This is a genomic window from Paenibacillus sp. 2TAB26, from assembly GCF_052115145.1.
GTDB lineage: Bacteria > Bacillota > Bacilli > Paenibacillales > Paenibacillaceae > Pristimantibacillus.
The window spans coordinates 152579-173508 of sequence record NZ_JBFRGC010000011.1 but is presented as its reverse complement, the minus strand read 5'-3'; the positions used below and the strand labels follow the sequence as shown (position 1 = coordinate 173508).

General features: G+C 38.9%; 16 protein-coding genes. 5 read left to right on the top strand and 11 right to left on the bottom strand.

The genetic code is table 11. The features are described 5' to 3' along the window. Nucleotides 1-263: 263 nt before the first annotated feature. The 9 genes from AB4Z50_RS14865 to AB4Z50_RS14825 form a co-directional block, all read right to left on the bottom strand. The gene (locus AB4Z50_RS14865; RefSeq protein ID WP_441880137.1) at nucleotides 264-698 is read right to left on the bottom strand and encodes a hypothetical protein; all 435 of its coding nucleotides are present in this window, start codon (nucleotides 696-698) and stop codon (nucleotides 264-266) included. Next, complete coding sequence (locus AB4Z50_RS14860) at nucleotides 698-2515, bottom strand: glucosaminidase domain-containing protein (protein ID WP_441880135.1); 1818 nt, start codon at nucleotides 2513-2515, stop codon at nucleotides 698-700. The genes AB4Z50_RS14865 and AB4Z50_RS14860 overlap by 1 nt, the downstream gene beginning before the upstream one ends. Before the next feature lie 12 nt (nucleotides 2516-2527). Beyond that, nucleotides 2528-5278: a CD3337/EF1877 family mobilome membrane protein gene (locus AB4Z50_RS14855; RefSeq protein ID WP_441880133.1), complete on the bottom strand. Its 2751-nt coding sequence runs from the start codon at nucleotides 5276-5278 to the stop codon at nucleotides 2528-2530. Further along, complete coding sequence (locus tag AB4Z50_RS14850) at nucleotides 5259-7898, bottom strand: ATP-binding protein (RefSeq protein ID WP_441880131.1); 2640 nt, start codon at nucleotides 7896-7898, stop codon at nucleotides 5259-5261. Before AB4Z50_RS14850 ends, AB4Z50_RS14855 begins: the two co-directional genes overlap by 20 nt. A gap of 32 nt (nucleotides 7899-7930) precedes the next feature. Next, nucleotides 7931-8335, bottom strand: a complete 405-nt coding sequence (locus tag AB4Z50_RS14845) for a TcpE family conjugal transfer membrane protein (protein ID WP_441880129.1) — start codon at nucleotides 8333-8335, stop codon at nucleotides 7931-7933. A gap of 3 nt (nucleotides 8336-8338) precedes the next feature. Next, nucleotides 8339-8635 (bottom strand): hypothetical protein, encoded by a 297-nt coding sequence (locus AB4Z50_RS14840; protein WP_441880127.1) that lies wholly within the window; start codon nucleotides 8633-8635, stop codon nucleotides 8339-8341. A gap of 32 nt (nucleotides 8636-8667) precedes the next feature. Next, a complete protein-coding gene (locus tag AB4Z50_RS14835) occupies nucleotides 8668-9825 on the bottom strand; it encodes a conjugal transfer protein (RefSeq protein ID WP_441880234.1) in 1158 nt (385 codons plus the stop codon). A 12-nt stretch (nucleotides 9826-9837) separates the two neighbouring features. After that, nucleotides 9838-10215, bottom strand: a complete 378-nt coding sequence (locus tag AB4Z50_RS14830; protein ID WP_441880125.1) for a hypothetical protein — start codon at nucleotides 10213-10215, stop codon at nucleotides 9838-9840. Between the two features lie 336 nt (nucleotides 10216-10551). After that, a complete protein-coding gene (locus tag AB4Z50_RS14825; protein WP_441880123.1) occupies nucleotides 10552-11511 on the bottom strand; it encodes a replication-relaxation family protein in 960 nt (319 codons plus the stop codon). Nucleotides 11512-12220: 709 nt separating this feature from the next. Here AB4Z50_RS14825 and AB4Z50_RS14820 point away from each other — a divergent pair. The 5 genes from AB4Z50_RS14820 (at nucleotide 12221) to AB4Z50_RS14800 (ending at nucleotide 19424) form a co-directional block, all read left to right on the top strand. Then, nucleotides 12221-13531 carry a ParM/StbA family protein gene (locus tag AB4Z50_RS14820; RefSeq protein WP_441880121.1) on the top strand — a complete coding sequence of 437 codons (1311 nt, stop codon included), beginning with the start codon at nucleotides 12221-12223 and terminating at the stop codon, nucleotides 13529-13531. Nucleotides 13532-13568: 37 nt separating this feature from the next. Beyond that, complete coding sequence (locus tag AB4Z50_RS14815) at nucleotides 13569-14042, top strand: hypothetical protein (protein ID WP_441880119.1); 474 nt, start codon at nucleotides 13569-13571, stop codon at nucleotides 14040-14042. A 667-nt stretch (nucleotides 14043-14709) separates the two neighbouring features. Further along, a complete protein-coding gene (locus AB4Z50_RS14810) occupies nucleotides 14710-15012 on the top strand; it encodes a hypothetical protein (protein WP_441880118.1) in 303 nt (100 codons plus the stop codon). Nucleotides 15013-15776: 764 nt separating this feature from the next. After that, nucleotides 15777-16769: a hypothetical protein gene (locus AB4Z50_RS14805; protein ID WP_441880116.1), complete on the top strand. Its 993-nt coding sequence runs from the start codon at nucleotides 15777-15779 to the stop codon at nucleotides 16767-16769. A gap of 207 nt (nucleotides 16770-16976) precedes the next feature. After that, nucleotides 16977-19424 (top strand): type IV secretory system conjugative DNA transfer family protein, encoded by a 2448-nt coding sequence (locus AB4Z50_RS14800; protein ID WP_441880114.1) that lies wholly within the window; start codon nucleotides 16977-16979, stop codon nucleotides 19422-19424. Nucleotides 19425-19438: 14 nt separating this feature from the next. Here the strand turns inward: AB4Z50_RS14800 and AB4Z50_RS14795 are convergent, their stop codons facing one another. Both AB4Z50_RS14795 and AB4Z50_RS14790 read right to left on the bottom strand, forming a co-directional pair. After that, nucleotides 19439-19750 (bottom strand): hypothetical protein, encoded by a 312-nt coding sequence (locus tag AB4Z50_RS14795; RefSeq protein WP_441880112.1) that lies wholly within the window; start codon nucleotides 19748-19750, stop codon nucleotides 19439-19441. A 193-nt stretch (nucleotides 19751-19943) separates the two neighbouring features. Then, nucleotides 19944-20594: a LytTR family transcriptional regulator DNA-binding domain-containing protein gene (locus tag AB4Z50_RS14790; RefSeq protein ID WP_441880110.1), complete on the bottom strand. Its 651-nt coding sequence runs from the start codon at nucleotides 20592-20594 to the stop codon at nucleotides 19944-19946. Nucleotides 20595-20930: the final 336 nt, after the last annotated feature.

Sequence of the window (20930 nt, the reverse complement as noted above, 5' to 3'; positions counted from 1 at the left end):
TCCTTGTGTTAGCTGGTTTTTGGTGCGTTTGTTGCCTCTTATTTCTTCTTGGGAACCGTCTTTGTCTTTTTTTCATTTGTGAAAACCTCCCATTATCTTAGTAAAAGGTAATGGGGGCAACACGCCTGCTTATTAAACATTATTAAAAGTATACATGGTTTAGTAGAGTTTGAGAACTATATTTTGTTTTGTTTTGACTTCCAGAGTATTAATATTGTCGAATGAAAAAATGAAAAGAACTCCTCATTCGAGACTTTTTACGCCTAAGCGGTTTGGAAAAATGTGTGTAGCGATGGATAGAGGGGAATTTCCCGCTTCCGGTCCAAATTAAGTTCAAGCCCAAGATCAATCATGGCGTTTTGTTCGCCGTCAAGAGACAGGGTATTCATTAAACGAATGAGGAGCTGATGTAGCGGATCGTATACATCCCGAAGCGGGTCTGCATCACCATCTGTAGAATTGCAGGTCCGATTAACCTGGAAGAACACATCTTCGTAACGATATACGATCAGACGGGTCATTTCGGGCTGCAGCGCGCTATCAATCTTCTCCGGTAATAATAGTGCCCGGAACAACGCTACATCATCCATAGGCATACCAGCCATTTCAAACCAAGCTTTCACTCCAACAAAGGTAATTTCCATGTTCATCATTAGATAGGATTCAAGAAATAGCTTGTCCATCATTTGAGCTCTCATCAGTATTGCCCCTTTATATATTCTACGTTTGTCACGTGAAGGTCTCCGGATGAATCAGATTCAAGGGTAACAGCAATCGCATCAGGGACGTCCTTGATGTAGATATTTGGCGCCTCTGTTTCCCCACTAAATAAGTGTAGCACATTATTATAGTTTACCAAATTAATGACCGGTTTTTTCGTATAGGGGTCTATCATATTCGAGTAGGATATGACCTCATCTTTTTTGGGATCGGGTTTGCTGCGGTGAACATGACGTGCATAATTGCCGTATACCTGCTGAATACCGAACATCACTACCACTTTATCACTCATATTCTCGACTGGTGCAGGCGTATTTATAGGAGCGGGTGGAGCTATTATAGGAGGGGTACTGACAACAGGAACAATGTTTATAGAAACGTCTTTCCATCGCTCGCCAGTAGCAGGGTCTATGCCTCGGTCCCTATCCAAACTCGTCAGGTTGTGTTGCATCATGATGCTCTTCAGTTTGTTAGCATATTGCCAATCAGTAGCGTATCCTGCCTTCTGCAGCTCGTTAGCCCATTCAAAAGGGTTAGACTTGGAGCGGGCTGTGGTATACCTCTGATTTACGATAAGAAAGTTTGCATGATCATCGAATGATTCCGCATAGCTCGAATAAGAGCGAAATTTAGCTGTTGTATGGTAAGAGGAACCTCCGCTTTGCTCACTCGTGTTTGCGCTGCAGGAGGGGCCTGTCCAGCGGCGGTCTGCCTTAATACCAAATACATTATTGCAAATGTCTACTCTACCCCATGCAGATTCAAGAGCCATCTGAGCAAGCGTTACACTTGCCTTAATTCCTGTCCTTACTTCAGATTCCATTGCATACTGTGCCCATTTTAGGAAAAATGGGTTAGATAATGTGCCGAACTCTGTGGGAACATTAATAACTGGACCAGGACCGCTTGTTCCTACCCCTCCATTTCCAACTCCTGAGCCAACCAATCCGCCTCCATTTAGAATACGAGTATAGACGGTTCCTTGCCCTTTAAAAGCAGGTGCCGCACTTTCCATATACAGGTTGCTGATATAAAGCTGGGTATCTGTTTGGTAATCGAATCCGGTTACACTAGACCAATCAACATCATCCATCGTTTCGAATGCCGAATCGGCTGCCACGTCTACAACCTGTGAAATAATAGCAATGAATGGTGTGGGATCAATCGCTTCCGTTCCATCAGGAATCATCTCGTAATGCAAGTGAGGACCAGTTGATCGGCCAGTGTTACCAGAGAGCCCAATAATCTGTCCCTTATGTACGGTTTGGCCAGTAATCACATACGCATCGCTTAGATGAAGATACTTGGTTACAATACCTTCCATATCTGCATCTGTCGCTTGTATGGCTACAAAAATCCCTGTACTCTGGGCAGTTTCTGAATCGGTCGTCTTTGGATAATTGACCGTTTTTACAATACCATCCGTGGAACTGGATACGGGCGTTCCGATTGGTATACCAAGATCGATTCCGCTATGGAAGCTTTGAAGACCAGTAACCGGATGGATCCTTTCGCCGAAGTCATCAGTCATAGTTTTTTCTATGTTTGGCACATAGATTTGCGGTGGCAGAAACTTCTCTGACAAAAAAGCAGACGCGGCGATTGTTTGGGTACTGGATATCGCCGCGGCTATGACGTAAAAGAATATGAAAATGGCAAGGATTATCGCATACACATACCAGAAGGAGGCAAAATGATTTGCGACTTGAGAGCTGACCTGACTTCTAATTTGGTCTTTAAGACGCTGCTTCAAGAAATCCTTCGCCATTTCCGTGGCCTGATCAAAGGAGGCCATGAATAATTCCTCCTAACTGCTGCTATTGTTCTCTACACGTTTCCTTGATTTGGGCATACGCGTTGTTTGAGCATTTTTAGCAACTTTAAATTCGATTTCTTTGTGCTTATGGTTCACTGTAGCTTCGGTCAGTTTTGTACCATTTGCACGACGCATAACTTCAAGCTCTTTACTCACAGAGTTCAGGTCAGAGGACATCTTGGCCGACACCTTTTCTTTCATGTTAATAAGAACGGCTGTCTTAGCCACCGTATCAATCTGAAACTTCTCACCGGGTTCGAGTGCAGCAACAGTGCGTGCTAGTCCCGCTGTTGCATCGCTCATGCTTTTTTTGAGATTTTCTGGTAGTCTGACTCTTGTCATATCCACTGATGCTTGAACCTTACCATTCGCAAGGACGGTAATCGGAATATCTTGTTTCACTACTGTTGGTACTCCTCCAGGATTAGAGAGTTGTAACTCACGTGGTGATCTCGCATTAGGCATAGCAGGCATTAATCTAGCAGCAGCTCCATTACTAAGTGGAGCTCGTTTGAGCTCAGTAATAGGCATAGGAACACCTTCCTGTGGAGCAGTTGCCTTCAAAAATGCTTCGTTTGCCCGGAGAAGATCGTCCCGCTTCTGTGTAAACTCAGGCATGTTTTGGAAAGCTGGTGCAGCAGCGATACGGCCTTTACGCGAGAGCATAAATTTGTTTACTTTTTGAGTCGTATTTAGACCTGAATTTTTGAAGCGGGTATCCATTTTATTCACGAAATCAGTGTGTTTGACAGGTTCGCCGGTTACATTAGAAGTGTCCATTGCCTGTTTATACTCCACCTTATAACGTTGGAAGAGCTCGATCATACAGAAATCATCAACTGTAGTTTCTAACTTCCGGTTCTTATTTAAAGTTCCGGCACGCTTGATTTGATTTACAGCTTTCTTTGGACGATCAATCATATACATGGATGCTTGGCGTATCGCGTTTTCGTTGGTGTACATGGTGGAGGCTACTTGTTGGTCGTTCATTCCCTCATTTACGCCTTGTGTAAGAATCGCTTGTTTTACATCCCCACCATCATCTTTAATTTCTTTAAGCCGCGTTTTTTCTTCTTTCCACTCTTTGTCCATGCCACGAAAAGGGTTTTTTGTCCCGTTTAGCATGTTATCATTTACGCGTTTGACAAATGGAGTGTACTGAACAGGCTGCCCAGATTCATTTGCATGATCTTCTGCAGCAGTTTTCTCTCTTTGAAAGCGGAGCTGCATGCTTGCAGTTGTTGCATCATTAAGGTTATCGCCAGCTTTGTGAATGGAGTTCGGATTGAATTTACTAGGGACACCCTCATGTTCTTTCCGGTTAAACAATCCACTAACGGCCCCGCCAGCTTTCTTATAGATGGAGCGTGTTACGTTTCTTTGTACAGCATCCAATAAGGTTGATTTTGCCTTTTGTTGCATTGGGACTGCCCCTACTGCTTTAGTGAACACATTACCAATTTCGTTTCTATACTTAAATACAACGAAAATCATAATAGCATCTACAAGCATTGCAACAAACCAACCAGCTCCTGAGTTATAGACAACGTTGAAAGCCATATGGCCCATCACGATGGATAAGTCCAAGAAGAAGAACGTAACTGTAGTTGTTAGTGATAATCCAATTAACTTTATAAATTGACTACGCACGACTGATAAACTCGCCTCGCGACCAGGCAGTAGCGAAGCTAATAAAGTAATTGCCATGAAAACAGCATGTAGCAACAGTTTTAGGCGAGCATAGATGGAAGCGAGAGACCAAAAACTAAGAAATCCTATGATAATTAAACCGAAAACAGCATTACAGAGAAGAATAAGCATTTGTTCATCAGAGCGGATTTTGGCAACAGCCGGATATGTGGTTTTTGCCTTTTCCAAAGCCTTTATTCTTTCGTCAGAATAGGGATCAGTTTTAAGAACCGAATCAATGATTGCTGGAGTCTTCTCATATGCAGAAGAATCATCATATTGAAGCATGCTGTAGGGCTTTATTACGAGTTCCATCCATACTTGATTAGATACAGCTGTTATTCCGTCAGATGTATTTCCACTGAGCCCTCCTGGCACAGCAAGAGCGGTATATATGGTATCTCCAAGCTCGGTAGCGGCATTATTGATAAATTTTAATACTGTGCCGGCTTGAGAGAAGAAACTTAGAGCAATAACTAATGCCAGTATGAATGATATGGCAGTTTGAAAGGTCTCCAAGAAGCGAAAACGAATCATTTGCCAAAGCATATAAAGCAGCGTTGCGCCAGCGAATATACCGAACATGCTGTCCCATAGACCTTTTCCCATTGAACCGTTGCTTACGCCAGTGAGATTTCCAATCATTTCCGAAATACCATCTATTAATGTGTTCATAAAGCCAAACGTAAAGGCTTCACGTACGATAAAATTAAAGAAGCGGGTGATCTGCACCCCAATAAGGAATACTGTGCTCAGAGAGTGATCGTAAATGGAATTTATGGTATCAGCGGCCTTAGCGCCGACATTCCAAACTGAGCGTTTGTCGGTCAATGTTTGAAAAGCATATTTAGAAACCCCGTACTTGTTATAAAGCGCGGATGCTTGGTTCTTACATGCAGGATCACCCTTTGGACAGCTAGGTATCATATTATCTACCGAGTTAGCGTGTATCACGGGAGCCGGTAAAGAAATAAAGAAAATAGAAAACAGAATTGCAAGAATAACGATGGCTTGCATAGACGGAAGTTTAGTCCTAGTCATCTTCCGAATCAAGATCATCATCCTCCTCCAACATGGCGGCCACTTCCTGATTATATCTAGAGAATCGTTGTAATACAGAGAAATCGGATTCCTCTTCTGTTTCAATTTCGGTATCATCGTTAGCCTCTGTTGGTCGAGTATCGAAGCAATCAAACAGATGTTGGAAGACCACATCAACAGTAAGAACACCTACTCGACCATAAATATCTTGCATTAAACACTGACCATTTTCTAGGTTTTTAATCATATCCATGTTCTCTTGTGTATGTTCGAGACCAAAATAGGAAAGAGTGTCTTTTACTTTCTTCGTATCTGCATCTCGGAAAGCAAATTTCATGCCGATGTTACCAGCCAAATCACCCGAGTAGTCAGTAGCATTCTGCGAGGCAACCAGAAGGCCACCATTCAGAGAACGTCCAGTACGAATGACCTTTTCTGCCATTTCTTTACCTATTTGTGTCCTGATAATAGCCCATGCCTCATCCATTGCTGCGAGTGTGAAAATTCCTCGGTCAAAGTAGATAAATCTATCCATAAATCGACCAATGGAGTACATGGTTGCGACAGACATTTTCTCAGCAAGTGAATAGTTCTCAGGTAACTTTTCAACGGCTGGCATCTTCAAATTTTGGATTTGAAGAATATTTAATGCGTAATCCATGTTAATTGTCTTTTGTTCACCGTTACCGAAAAGCAACTTTGCAAATGATAGATTTTTATAACTATTTAAAACTTCTGCGATAACAGCTGCAGGTGGTCGAGTCTTTCCAATTTCGGCGAGGAAGTCTATACACTTAGCCAAGTAAGGTGCTGGTTGGCTTGCAGTATCCATTACTGCCTGGGAAATGTAGGAATACTCAATTGAGTTAGTCTTCACTGATGCAAGATAGGATAAAGTATCCATAGCCGCTTCTTTTGCGTCTTCGATGTTAGACAGCATTAGGAAAGGATCTAACTTCCCTTCGTCCTCGGGGTCAGAAGACAGTGTTGCAACTTGAATTTGTCCTTCGAGCTCAGGTAATGCATCAGGCCAGTGTGAACGTTCCATTTTCGGGTCAAAGAGAAGGGTTTTTCCACCTTGTACAGCATTTTGATAACTTAATAGGTTTAGGAGTACTGATTTACCACCACCTAATGTTCCGTGTTCACTAATTGACGGTGATCTGTTTATCTGACTAGCATGCCGAAGATCTACATATACTGGACGCTCCAAGGAGCCAGTAGTGCCAATATAGAGACCAACACCGTCCCCAAGCTCCTGGGTGGCACCAATCATACCAGCTGCTAAAGTCTCTGGCGGAATCCTTTGTATGTAATCAGATACATATCTTGGGGACCCCGGGATAAAATCATTGAAAAGTAACCATTGATCACCTGCCGGCAGTTCTACGTGGATGTTGCCGAAATCTCGGTAATGATCTTGAATGATCTTTACATTGCTTTTGAGCATGTTTAAGTCAGTATTATAAATTCCAAAGGTCACATGTGTGAGGAAAGTAGGATTCTTACGCTTTTTATACTCATCCTCAAGGTATAGTGCTCTGTCCTGCTTTTCCTGCAAGTCGATTGGAACAGCTGCGCCCGCTTCATGGATGTTCTTCACCTGATTATCAATATCCATTTTCTTTTTGCTGAGCTTCTTTAATGCATCCCTAGCTTCAAGAACTTCAACTTTGACGCTCATTTGAACGGGGAATGGTAATGTCGCTGCGCTATAGAGCCATTCACTTCCGGGCATTTCCATAGACTCTGGAAGTTCTGATAAGGTTAAATAGGCATGGTATACATGCTTATCTTTGCCATCATGTGGTTGAGTTATCTTTATCCTGCGTGGGCTTGAAGCATCGATATCACTCTCTGTAAGGGTGAGTACCTGACGTGAGTCATATAGGAACGTGTTCAGTCCACCTCGAATTCCTTTGGACTTCTTTGGGTTCCATCCATCATTGTCAACAGAGCGTAGTGTTGGATCTGCAATGCCCCACCAGAAATTTCGCTTTATCAACCATTCAATCGTTTCATGGGACCCGCGCTTAATTTTCATTTTACGGCTAAGGCGATCAAATATTTGTTGCTCTTTGATCTGATAGGACTTAAATTCATGTTCAAATATTTCGGGTTCGTTCAGGCCGGTTAAATTCTCTATTAATCTTTTCGGATGAAGGAATAATTTCTTTAATTCGGTAGCAGCATTTTCAATATGCTCTACTATATCTTTTGCATCATTTTTTGGTAGGTATACAGCAATGTATGCCATATAGTCAGCATTGTTCGTCCCACTCTGTGAGGAGTAATTCTCATTCAGATAATCATTCATGGAATTAATCATTTTCTTTCCCCACTTTTTCATAGGGCCGTGGAGTCGTTCTTGTAATCGTGCATGGTGGTCATTAATGTCATGCGTACGTGGCAGCCATAGAATATGGAAGCTATCTGTCATTAATGCCAAAAACGAAGTTTGAGATATTAACCGATCAATCTGTTGCTGGTCACTAAGATGGTCATATACAAATGAGTCAATCTCATAAATGGCTGATACAGTCTTGTCATGATTAAATATCAAATTATTTTCAAAATAAGAAATAGGGAATTCAATATTGACCTTGCTGGTTTTCTTTTTTGGTAGAGCCAAGTGTGAAATCCTCCTTTTGAAAAGAGAGCGTGTTAACCACGCTCTCTACGTATTCGATAGACCACTTTACTCTCGTAGCCATATCGCTTGTTATGCTCTATTTTTCTATACCGGTGAAGCCGTTTGTTTCTTAACCAAAAATAAACCATACCTAAAAGCCAGAGATGCGGGGCTTTACCATCCAACTTTTGTTTTGCAATCAACCATGTCGCCAGTACCGGTAAGAACAGTCCCGTATAAGCACCAGGTAGAAAGAATAGAATTGTTTTTCCCAGAAATAGGAAGACAATCTCGCATACTACGAAAATTCCAACGACACGGAGATTCGCTGGTATCGGAAGTTTCTTTCCCTCTAGTGCATATATTACCCAATCTAGATTCCAAATCTTTGTGTAATTAGCAACCGTAACGCGTGGAGTTTCGGGTTTGTCGTTCATCGGTTATGCCAAAAACGCATTGTAAGCTTTAGAAGCAATTGCCTTTACCCAAGTCCAATTTGTAAAGACTGCAACTAGAATTGTAATCGCAATAAAACTGATAAACTTCATCCAGTCACGTACAAATATGAAATAAATAGAAATCAGCAGTAGAGCACCAGGGATAAGTGCGTTAACATTTCTTTCTACGGAGCCACCGACTTTTTCGCCGACCCCCGATGCAAAAATTGGTGAAGCAATAGTAAACAAAGCAATAGACGTAAGAATAACTTTAAGAAACAATTCGCGATTAAATTTCATAGTTAAATCCCCTCTCACTCTCAATAATTAAATTATGGTATTTCACTTTCGATAGGATCATTATTGACCGCATCGGTTATTGAAGGAACATTAGCATCATTATCTGGCATGCTTGAAGCGGGTACTTGATCATTTGTAGATATTGGATTTGTATTACTCGATGATTCGTATTGAGGCATACCATTTGAGAGGACGAATAGCTTCCCATCCTTTTCAATAACACTTAAGGACCAAGAGTTACTAAATGGTTCCTCAAGATCGCTCTTCACAATTACGTCAGCTTTGATTTGATAGACTTCGGATGTATTAGTTCCTCCATTATCAGGGACCTTGAAAACTGCTACTTTTTTCATACTATCGTAGTTGAATTCAGACTTTCGTAATGAAGTAGGCGACTTTACATTGTCAGCATAGAAGTATTTCAGTTGAGAGACGTTTCCTTCATACCATGATCGCAAATAGCTATCAGCTAATTCGGTACCTTTCTCAATTAAGCTGCTCTCCCCAATTAAAACCAGTTGGCTCTGATCCACTGTAATCCCTTTTTCTTGTTCGGATACGAAGCGGGGATATGATTCAATCACAGGACCTTCTTTTGCCAACGTAATGGGTACGACCATGTATGCTTTTTTCAAAACTGGTTTAGGTGTTTCTGCTGTCCCCTTAGCTTCTTCTATTTGATTAGGCAATTGAGATACAGTTCGCCACACCACTACGGTTATATCAATGTGCTTTTCATCAAGTACATTTGAACCGTACACTTCCGCAGAAGATACTTTACTGGAACTTTTCACCTCTAATGACTTGAGGCCCATATCGGATTCGATACCTTTAATGAATTTTTCGATACGCTTGTTTCGATCAGCTGTAAAGTTTGCATCCCAGTTGAAGTATTCAGTCGCGAAGTCAGTTGCGAATCCTTTCACAGAATCTGAGACAATTGATTCATTTGAGCCATAAACATTAGTCTCGTTAATCACTCGGGTTCCTTGTGTCCATGCGATTGTTCCCTTTAGGAAGATTAATCCTGCAGCAATCCAGATAACTGTACGGAGCACTTTTTTTCCTGCCATTGACTTAGGTGATTTCGGTTTAATAGATTTGTCAGATTTCTTTTTAACCTCCGGTTTGTCTATTGAAACCGCTTCTTCAAGTTCAACATCAGTATTCTTATCCTTCTTTTTGAACATACGCAACGATTATCACCTCCCTTGTTGACTTCTTTTGTTTTTACCTCCTGTTATTAATCCAATGATCAATACAGCTACGACGAGAAGTATGACAGCGTATCTGGCTGGAAAAACTTCAAACCATACCCATGCATCTACTATGCGCTGCCAAAGCGTAGGTGCTTGCTTTCCAATTTCTACACCTACGTCATTCACTAGCGATACTATTTTCTCGTGTGTTTTATCCAAATCTTTTGGAGGAGGAATATCCGGAACATCCGACTTTTCAATCTGATTCGTTGGCTCAGTTACAATTGCTACCTCCACTGGTTTGCGTAAGAGTAGAACGGATCCGATTAAGGCGGCCAATATTCCAATAGATGCTAGAATTATTTTTTTGTTTTTGCTCAAGGGTTCACCTCCTTTGAAAAACCATAGTTGTATATTAGTTAGTATATTAGTTTATTAATATATTTATATACAGCTAATTTCGTATGATATTAAAGATCATTTTAGGTGTAGATTCATATGAATAGTTCGGAATGGCATTTTGAGAAAATAGTTTTTGTAGCTTAAATAACCAACTAGCATATTCAGGTTTCGAGTCCCCCCTCTTGGTATTCAATAAACATAATATCACATCGGTATATTAATTAGTATACAGCTATTGGTAAAAACTGTTTAGTTGGTGTTGAAATAAAGGACATTATGATTGTCTATATTTAAACACATCAAATAAATATGATTTTAAGGAACTGACATAATAATATCTTTTATATTCTTGCCTACAAGAACAAGTTGCTCATTATTAGGAAATACAAGTGAAGCTGCCATTTTAATATTCTCAATCCTCGTTTTGTAGACTGCCTCGGGAAGTATAAATGCGATGATTCCATTTCGTTGTATTGTATTTGATGACAATTTAAGGACGTCTCTATATCTTTCCAACTTTTTCTCAATAGAGACCTGGTCGGTATGAAATGGGGATCGTTGAACGGGCTCAGTTGATCGATCTAATTCCACATAAAAAACCTGCTCTCCTATTCGAAGGACAGCATCAGGTCGAACTGACATGGTTTCATTATCGGAGTATACAGAAAACGCAGGGTGCCAATCCCAATCACGGAATTGATTAATCTCAGGGAACTTAACCATCCAGTTGTACCTAAGGTCTAAATATACTTTACCCAGCTCCCAGAAGTGTTCTTTCTTAGCTCTCTCCATGTCTAGTTCAAGCTTAGATAGTTTGGACTCCTCCAATACACCGATTCTGATTTCTACGACACGCAGTCCTCTTGCCGTCAGATAATACCACGTTTCTCCTTTGATTCGTCCTCGCCTATGAACTGGCTTGTCGGTTTCATCAGGAATCATATTTGTAGACTCTATTAAGCCTCCATTTCGTAATATTTGAAAATTTCTACGTGCTTTAATTAGAGCTCTCTGCTGATTTTTATCATTCAACTTGGCTCTCATATTCATATCAACAGAATTATACTCCGTATAGTGTTGTTCAGGGCTGTCTAAAAAAAACATGTCCACTGCCACTGTTTGAGGCATCAAGCGACATAAATATAAATCAATGAGGATGCGCCAATCTCTGCTACCTAAACCTGCAATAACGTCCCCAGTTGATCGTATTTTTCGTTTACTGACATCCTCAATAGCTGTGTGAGTGCCCCGTACTCCCCCTTCTAGTTCCTTCACCGATAACAACTCCTTTCTTGATCCATGAGTGGGCTGGGGTTGATTGCATGAAAGGTGATTTCGGTGTTAGTCGCGTTTTCATCAATGTTAGATTTGTAGAGTTACTGCGCTATTCGACCGACTTTGGGTGAAAATCACCGTTCAATGAAAAGCCCAATGATCAATATGATATACAACTTGGTATAGAGCTCTTTGGTATCACGATGTTCAATTCATTAAAAGTACGATGTACAAACAGATAATAACCTACAACTAGCATGATGTATAGATTCTGAAAACAAAAAAAAATCCTATTTCGCCCCCCCTCTAATCTTTGATACAAGAGATTGAAGGATCTTCAAGCTGCAGATCAATCAATAGCCAAATAGTAATACAAATACAAGTACAAGATCAATCAACAATTTCAGTATTATGATTTGGCTCTTCCCTACTAAGATGATAAATTTGAGTAACGAGATGGTTTTATATGAATAAGGATGTTTATATTCATCTTTATTCGGATTACACAACATATTAATACCGTTCTAATATGATTAGTATTAATCTGAGTAAATTCGATTACATCCACCTTTATACACGCCCTATCATTATGATGTTATTATAATAAGATTATAATAATGGATTAATAATATTGAGATTTCATTTGACTAGTGTTATAAAAGAGAATACAATCTTGTTAGGTTGATAGAATATATTGGGAGGAACGACAATGAAACTAAATTTTACTGTAGGAAACGATATCGGGAATAGCGAACAAGCTATTTATATCGACGGAAAATTGATTGCCCAGCCAAATGTCTATGCTAGCGCTGTATCTATCCCATGGTCAGATGATGAAACAGATGTACCAAAAAATCTTAAGAATATTTATGATAACTTAGTTGTTTCAATTATTTCTTCCGCTGTTCCTACGGGTACATATCTTATTGGCCGACATGCATTAAAGACTGAAAAGGAGAATGTTACAGGTCTTTATGTAAAAGGAAACAACGCAAAATCGGATCAATTGGTGCCTTATATAAATACACTCGGAACAATTGCTGCTCGTGCAGTTGAAAAAGCATATAAGGATGGTAGCTTGCCAGAATCTATTTCTGTAATTTGCGACCAAGCAATAGCAATGCCTGTTAAACAACACACACCTAGAAACGTAGAAACACTTCAGAAAAAATTTATGAACGGTACTCATAACGTTACCGTTCATCTGGGATTGACCAAGAAAGTGGATGTAAAGGTAGAATTTGATTATGTTCAAGTACTACAAGAGGGTACACCTCCTGTCTTTGCACTGCAGATGGATCATGAAAGTAATTGGAGAACAGACATTTATAAAAACGATTCCGATCCTAAAATAAGTGAAAATTTTAAAGAGAATGAATCTTTTCCAGGACTTTTTGATGATTTTGCGGCTGAATATCAGCTAGGGGAAATTGACGGAAGTTATTTAGAGGGAAAAAATATTCTACATACAGATCTTGGTGATGGTACTTCAGATTTCCCATATACAATTGGGGATGCAGTTGACAAGGACTTTTGCCATGGTGTCAATCATGGTGTTGGCCACGCTATAGTAGAAGCAGTAGACGATTTGCTTGAGCTTGCTCCGCATGCATTTAACTCAATTTCACGCCAACAGTATAGCGATATATTAATAAGTGAATTCAGTGGACGGAAACATAAATTCCTTCAAGAAGCAAAACAGGCCTTTAGACCACATTTGGACAATCAAGTAAATCAGATAATGCAGCATATTAGCGATCAGGTTTTAAAAATTGGAGCAAATGAAATAGATATTATTGTTGTGTACGGCGGTGGAAGCATTCTTATGAGAGAAAGTATTCTACCGAGACTCAAAACGCTAGCAGATAATAACCGAATTCAACTCTTCTATGTACCTGCAAGATATGCCGTAACCTTAAATGCTGAGGGATTAGATTGGTTTGTACGTAGTCCCCTCTACGCAAAATTAAAAGAAGTATATATGGAAACCGTTAAACGTGTTGCTGTTGCCGGTGAATAAAAGTGAATAGAAGTATAATGCAAGGTGGTGAGAAAGCTTGAAACCAACCGATGCGGTACCTGGTAAACCATATGTATTAAAAATGAAAAAGGATGAGGATCCATTAATATTTCAATGGCTCAATATGCAAGGGATTTATAGTGATTCAATTCGTTATTTGATAGAAAAAGAGATTGCTGAGAACGGATTACGCAATCTTCAACACTTCATCCCTACTAAACGTAATATTCAGTCTATGAAAGAACAAATGATAATACCTAATCATTCATATCCGAATTTGTACGATAGTTCAAAGCCCAACTTCCAGAATATTGATCCTGCTGCTAGTACTTTAACAGCTTCTGAAGAAGTAATTAGCCAACATAGGGACAACGTAAAAGAAGAGACAAAAAAGCAAGAAAGTAATCTACCTTACGAGAACACGAGTCAATTTAGCAAAGAAACCACCCCAAAGGGTCCAAGAAAAGCAGGTAAAAATTTCGGTGATGATGTATTAAATTCGTATAAATAATCATGAAACGAGCATTAAGAAATTAATGCTCGTTTTTTTTGTATAAGAAGCGAACTGATCGGGCTGAACCGACGCTTTCTTAAGAATAACTAGGATCTTGAGTCACATCTTCACCGCGTAGCTGGCCGTCGCGTGCGAATCGATGGCGCCGAACTGACGGTTTCCAGACGAATAACTAGGAACGTAAAGCACCCGCTGAGTGCGAACTGATTGGGCTGAACCAGCGCTTCCCAAAAAATGACTAGGAATACTAGCTACAGCTTCACGGCGAAGTTGGGGGCTGCCAACTGTCTGGTAATTTTCAATACATAAACCGCGTTAAATCAGGCATTTCAGTCTAAAACTATATTTTCACTGGACACCTAGTTATTCGTCTGAGCGCCACAGCTTCGCCGCGCAGTTGGCCGATGCGAGAGAATTGAAGGCTTCTTCAGACATCGGTTCAGGCGGACAAAGACGTGAAAAATAAAGTCCTAGACTACCGCTGGTCTTTACTGAACTAAAGTTCTCGTGGCCGTCATGGCGACAAGGAAGCGTCCAGCTTCGCGTTCGGGGGAAGGCGGAGCAGCGGGTTTGCGGACTGGAGGAGCTGATTGCCGAGCTGCAAAGCGCGGCCGGCGGACCTAATTCGGAAAAATACATTTCCTTCAGACCGGAGGTTACTGCAGTGAGACGCCCATACGATTTCGACGATCCGGGCTGGCCGGTCGATAATTCGAGTAGTCGGGATGAAGCGCGCGGCGGTCGTCACCGCTGGCTCCATTGTCCGCCTACAACTGAAACGCACGGCCAAGCAATCCGAACATACGACGGAAACGCAATGGGACGATTATGCGGAGGCGTTTGCGTTTCTGAAGCAGTAAGCCGGCACGGCTGGAAACAGAGGGGGCTATCCCAACGTCATCGAAAGATGACGCGGGAGAGCCCCTTTCCATTCCCGTTTGGTAAATATAAGTATGTACATCGGTAATAATTCCTTCTGCCCGTTAGTTCAGCGGCGCCCTGTGAGTCTAATACTTTATTTATCAGTCTAGAACTTTATTTTCGTAGTCTAGATATTTTTCAGTCTAACACTTTATTTTCACTAAACACTAGGAACGCGAAAGAGTGCGAACTGATTGTTCTGAACCAACGCTTCCGAAGAACAACTAGGTGTACGAGCCATAGCTTCACGTCGAAGTTGGCGGCTGCCACTTGGGAACCGATGGCGGAGCATATTTTGCACTCACAGAGCTCTCCTTCCTTCTCTTAACAAAATCCTCAATTTTATAAATGAAGAAATGAAAGTTCACAAAAAATCATATATCATATAAATTGTATTCGTATATTATTATAATAGGGTTTTAATATAATTTAGAATTTAGTATGGAATAGATGGTTTTAGGTGGATAATTACTGTTTATTCAGGCTTATTCGCATCTGGATTAAACCGTGTTTATCCGTGTAAACTCGGTTAAGTGAAAATCATTATAATCATTTAGTAATATAATTAGAATGATGGTTGGATATAGTTACAATCATTGTCTGTATAAATACGGGTTACTCAGTCTTATTCACTTAGTTATTTACTCGGATATACTCGTATTAATACGAATTGATGCTGCTTGTAACCGTCTTTATGCGCATAAATAAAATACTGAATTACTATGAATTAGCACTTTTTATTCATGCAGGAGTCGGGTAAAATGATCCTATAGATTAATTTCGGTATTTTTTTATAGAGGAGTGTAAAAGATGGATGATATTAAGACCAAAAAAGAGTTTGAAGAAGCAAGAAGAGAAGAAATGCGAGAAACACTATTTAATGCTTTTGACGGAAACTCTATTTTATTTGAAATATATATGAAACGTGGTTGGTTGGATCGGCTTTTTACAGACCGTATTCTAGATATGGATAAGGATGCTTTATATATTTCTAGTCAAGTTGCTGAGATTATTGAAACAGAACCACATGTCATAAAGAATAAGAGACGGGTATTACTGCAATATATCAATCCTGAAGAATATGGAGAGGGAAATGCACTGACTTATAAACACAACTATATCTCCGTCTTTAAGATGAAAATGATTCACGGACTAACTGGTGAAGGATCTGAATATACTTTACCGCAACTAAAGGAGCTCATTTATGGTCAAAACACTTTAAGTACTAAAAAGAATAATTCTCAAAATCAGGACAATGAAATACTTATTAAATTGATGAGAAAAATGGAACAATTTGAACAGTTCCAAGGTATGGTCGAGAGCGGAGAGTTTTTTGAAGAAATTGAAAATCGATTAAAAGTTGCCACTGATCGTCTCATGGAATCAAACCAGGATATAAATGCTATCAATACAAAAATAACTGAGATTTATGAAAAGATAATCTCTTCAAACACTTCGATAAATGATAAAGAATCTTTACAAATGGAATTAAAAATATTAGCGGAAAAACATCCAGCCCATGCATTCACAATAAATATGTTTGCAAATGCAGCTCAGGATCGGATATCTCACTTTAAACAAGCCGAGCGGGAACTTCAGATATTAACCATTAAAGAAAATGTAGTGAATCTATTTGAAAAATTTGAAGCAGCTAATGATGACTCTGAAAGAAATGCAATTCGAGCTAAACTTCAAAAAATCGCAAATGATAATCAAGATTTAAGCTATGACATTCGTTTCTGGTTATCTACAGCTGGGAGAGAGAAGAGAAAGAAAGGATTTTGGTCCATGTTTTCTCGGTAGTTCGGGCTCTCTGTTTGTTGTTTTGATTGTCTAAAGTCTAACGACGAGCTCGTTATGAAATCCTCCCCCTACAATGAACTATTTGAAAATTGTAGGGGACTTTCTTGTCGTTAGACATGGTGTTGATTAATTAATAGGACATGAAAGTCTAATTGTAATATACTAATATATATATTTATTAATATACTAATATGAGGTGATACATAATTGAAGTACGCAGGGATGATTTTAGGTGGAATATTATCAGCAATAGGGCATATGATAGCGTTCATTTTCAAAAATATCTTCATTGCAATTCGTCGATTTTCAATGGATCCAGCAAACAAGAATACGATATGGAATCTTCAAGCATTTTCAATTCTGTGTGTGTTGATGCTTCTATTTTTATGGCTCGTAGGACGTTATCAGGACGTTATCATTGGATTGAGGGAACCGGTGTTTTATAGGGCTATCCCTTTGTTAATACCGTGTTTTCTTGGACACATCATATATTCATCTCCAGCACTTTTCAAAAATACATACTCTAAGCCCATTATTCAAACATTTTTGAATGCGTTTAGTATACTGGCATTAGGTCAAATTCTTATGCGATTTATTCCTGTGAAATATGGTGTTTCAATAGCATTCTTAATGCTAATAAGCACTGTTGCGCTTACTTTATATTACACTTTAAATATGAGCATTAAGAATACAGTATGGAATAAGTTGAATATGATGGTTGAAAAGGCTGAAGGTCAGGAATCTATTGTAGTTAGTAATGATGATGAAAATGTTAATTCTAAACTAGCCGACTTAGACTTGATAGATTTGAATGAAAAAGGTTGCTTATCAAACCTAAGATATTACTCCGAGGAATGTAAATTAGAACTTTTCCAAACAGTACCTACTAAAGAAAGACAGAGTGAACTCATAACTTTGAATCGAACCGACCGGGCACAACATGGTCAATTCATTGGTGGAACCGGTGCGGGTAAAACACTATTAGCGACAAATTTGATAACACAGGATTTATTAAATGATTATATAGGGTCAACCATTATTGAACCAAAAGGATCGCTTATTAAACGTATATCAAATTTTATGGAGAGGACTGGTAGACCATACCGCAGACTTGATCCTGAATGTGAATTCACTGACTGTTTGAATCCTTTATTCGTTCCCGAGAATCAAGATATTGAACCTATGATTGAAGCAAATGTATCAGCATTTCACGGGTATTTGGGACCAGACGCAGTACAATACTTTAAATCACGTGCTACAAATCTATTGCGAGTAGGAATCAAATCATTGAAATTTGCTTTTGGAAATGATGTAACGTATAACGAACTTGACCGGTTAGTGCAGCCAAGTAATGATGATTATCGTGCAGAAGTTTTATCTATTTTAAGAGGAAAAGGAAAAGAGAATTTAGTGCCGCTGCTTATGGAATACACCAGGAATATGGCGGGTTCACAGAAGACTCAAGAACACGCGATGCAAACATATTCAAATCTATATGACTATTTAAGTGAATTGACATCCAATAGGCACATACAAAAAATATTTTGCGGTCCATCTACATTTAATATAGATGACGCTTTGGAAAACGGAGAAGTAGTTTTGGTTAACGGTGCCTACGGAACACTTCAAACACTTACTTATACAGTAGGAAGATTGTATTTGAATCTTCTAAGAGCAAGTACTTTTAGACGTAGCTTGAATGATAAAGTTAGACCCCATCAATTAACGGTTGATGAAATTGAAATGTTTGCTGATGAAGAATTCTCAACATTTATGGAAATGGCTCGTGAATTTGAGGTCTTTGTCAACGTAATTCATCAGGGTAATGTACAGTTAGAGGATGTAAGTAAACGTCTAGGAACAATGGTTAAGCAGAATGCTGTTCAAAAATTCATACTGGCAGGATTAGAAGTTGAAGATGCTAAATATTATGCAGATATGATTGGTGAAGAATATAAAATTGGTCAAAGTACTGGCACCGATGAAATGGAAGCAACGGGATTCAAGACACAATTGAAGGAAGAGAAAAGATACACTGTCTTACCCAAACAAATTTCAAACTTAAAGGGGTATAATCCTGAGAATGGTGACTATGGAGAATGTTTATTCAGAGGCGTCCATAATAACGTACGTCAAGAGCCTGTGATTGGAATTGTACTGCCATTATCAAAAAAATTATTCGCTCCTCTAATAATTAAAGATTTGGAGGTATCCAACCTCGAAGTTGTAAATAAGGATAATATTGTTACAGATAATATCGCAGTTACAAAAAATAACTCGCAGGTAAATAATGATATTTTAACTCGAATAAAGAACAATGCTAATGAAAAAAAGGAACAAAAAAATACTAATAAAGTGGAATCCGCGGCAAATGTCGCAGTTGCTGATGGCGCAGTTTATGGAATGCCAGGAGAGGAGAAGAAAGGACCGCTTGTTCGACGTAGTTCAGCTTGGGACAAAGATGACGGATCTTTAGAAGTGACCGAACCAGAAATAACAATTCAAAAAATTCCCGGAACCAAAGTGGCCGGGAATGAAAATGGTATTATATTTCAGCCGGCAACTGTTGATCAGACTGTGCATCAACTTGCTGAAAGAATGAGGACGGAAGCAAGAGGAGCACGAGATAATAAAGAGAAGAAGGAGGAGGAATAAACCTCCTCTTTTTTTTATTCTCTTTCTTCTTTTAATTCATGGAACTCAACATTAAATTCTTGATATGCAATACGTCCTAGAGGGGTTAAAGTGTAGAGTTTTTGTCTTCCCGATGAAATATAGCGTGCTAGTCCTAGTGCTTCAAGCCAACAAACGGCAAAATTTAGTTCGCCACGACGAACCTGGCTGTTTAATGATAAGTCTTCCTTATTCCAATCTTGTTTAGAGAGTGACTGCATAACCATTTTTGCTCCATTTGGAAGCTTTTTTATCATTTCTTTTAAGTAAGGTTGAAGTGTTGTGTTCATGTTAAATTCGATAGCCATTTGGATCGCGCCTTTCATAAAAAGTGGTATGTTAATTAGTATAGTATCACATATATATATTTATTAACATACAGACCATTAGTAAAGCGTGCATATAAAATATGGAAAACAGCAAATTTGATTCGTTGCCTACAAGATACTTTATCCAAATTTCCAGTATTCATAACATGAAATTCAAAAATATATGAAATGCTCAATAAATGATGCTTCGAACCAAGGCGAAAATTGGTGGTTTGATTAGTTGCAAGTTGATTTGAATGTTATTATTTTCTGCTATAGCTGACATGATTGATTTTCTATACGTTGATGCTCGACTCCAATTGAGTTTAATGGATTTACCTTGCTCATCAGAAGAAAAATAGATTCGACCTTGATTTTCATCAAAAGATTTTATGTGTCTTAAGTTTACAAAAATACCGCTATGAACTCTGATGAATTTGTTTTTTTCTAATTTCTCTTCTAATAATGTGTAATCATGAAGGGATTTAACTTCAGAAATAATTTCGCTTTGGAGATGATAATTTATCTTATTATTGCAATCAACCTGTACATAGATAACTGAATAGAGATCAAGTTCTACAAACTTAAATGATGGCTCAATTATAATACTATTAGTATGACCTGCTAATGCCATTAGTATATCATAAGATGTGTTATAGGCATCTGCAAACTTGCGAAGTGTCTGAGGCATTGGGATTATCTCTGATCCATTCTTCCTGTTTGAGCCGAGCTCAACATCTCGAATATAACCGTGGCTTAAACCGCTCAATTGTGCTGCCTTACGCAAACTGTAGTTGCAGGAAATTCTAAGTTTTTCCAGATGTAATCCGATTTGATTTTTCATAAAACGCTCCTTAATTGAGTTCGACCAATCAAAAGGTTAGATAATCAGATAGAACAAATTGAAATGATAATAAGCAAAGGATAGTGGTTATTATTTATCCTGACAAAGCTTAACATATTTTTATGTAATTGCAATATTCATCATTCCTAAGGAGTAAAATACTGTGTTGAATGAATGTAAATTAGGGTATTTTAACATTATAATAACTTGACTTTCAAATAGTTGGGATATATATTCAGTGTGTTTGATATTTGATATTGAGTGATTACCAAATATATTTTTAATATTTAATCAATAAATTTTGAGGAATTGAGAAAGGGGTATATACTAATATTA

What these genes read in the sequence shown, in the direction of transcription:
- AB4Z50_RS14865 (WP_441880137.1), bottom strand. Translation starts at nt 698, where the DNA reads ATGAGAGCTCAAATGATGGACAAGCTATTTCTTGAATCCTATCTAATG.
- AB4Z50_RS14860 (WP_441880135.1), bottom strand. Translation starts at nt 2,515, where the DNA reads ATGGCCTCCTTTGATCAGGCCACGGAAATGGCGAAGGATTTCTTGAAG.
- AB4Z50_RS14845 (WP_441880129.1), bottom strand. Translation starts at nt 8,335, where the DNA reads ATGAACGACAAACCCGAAACTCCACGCGTTACGGTTGCTAATTACACA.
- AB4Z50_RS14840 (WP_441880127.1), bottom strand. Translation starts at nt 8,635, where the DNA reads ATGAAATTTAATCGCGAATTGTTTCTTAAAGTTATTCTTACGTCTATT.
- AB4Z50_RS14835 (WP_441880234.1), bottom strand. Translation starts at nt 9,825, where the DNA reads ATGTTCAAAAAGAAGGATAAGAATACTGATGTTGAACTTGAAGAAGCG.
- AB4Z50_RS14820 (WP_441880121.1), top strand. Translation starts at nt 12,221, where the DNA reads ATGAAACTAAATTTTACTGTAGGAAACGATATCGGGAATAGCGAACAA.
- AB4Z50_RS14805 (WP_441880116.1), top strand. Translation starts at nt 15,777, where the DNA reads ATGGATGATATTAAGACCAAAAAAGAGTTTGAAGAAGCAAGAAGAGAA.
- AB4Z50_RS14795 (WP_441880112.1), bottom strand. Translation starts at nt 19,750, where the DNA reads ATGGCTATCGAATTTAACATGAACACAACACTTCAACCTTACTTAAAA.
- AB4Z50_RS14790 (WP_441880110.1), bottom strand. Translation starts at nt 20,594, where the DNA reads ATGAAAAATCAAATCGGATTACATCTGGAAAAACTTAGAATTTCCTGC.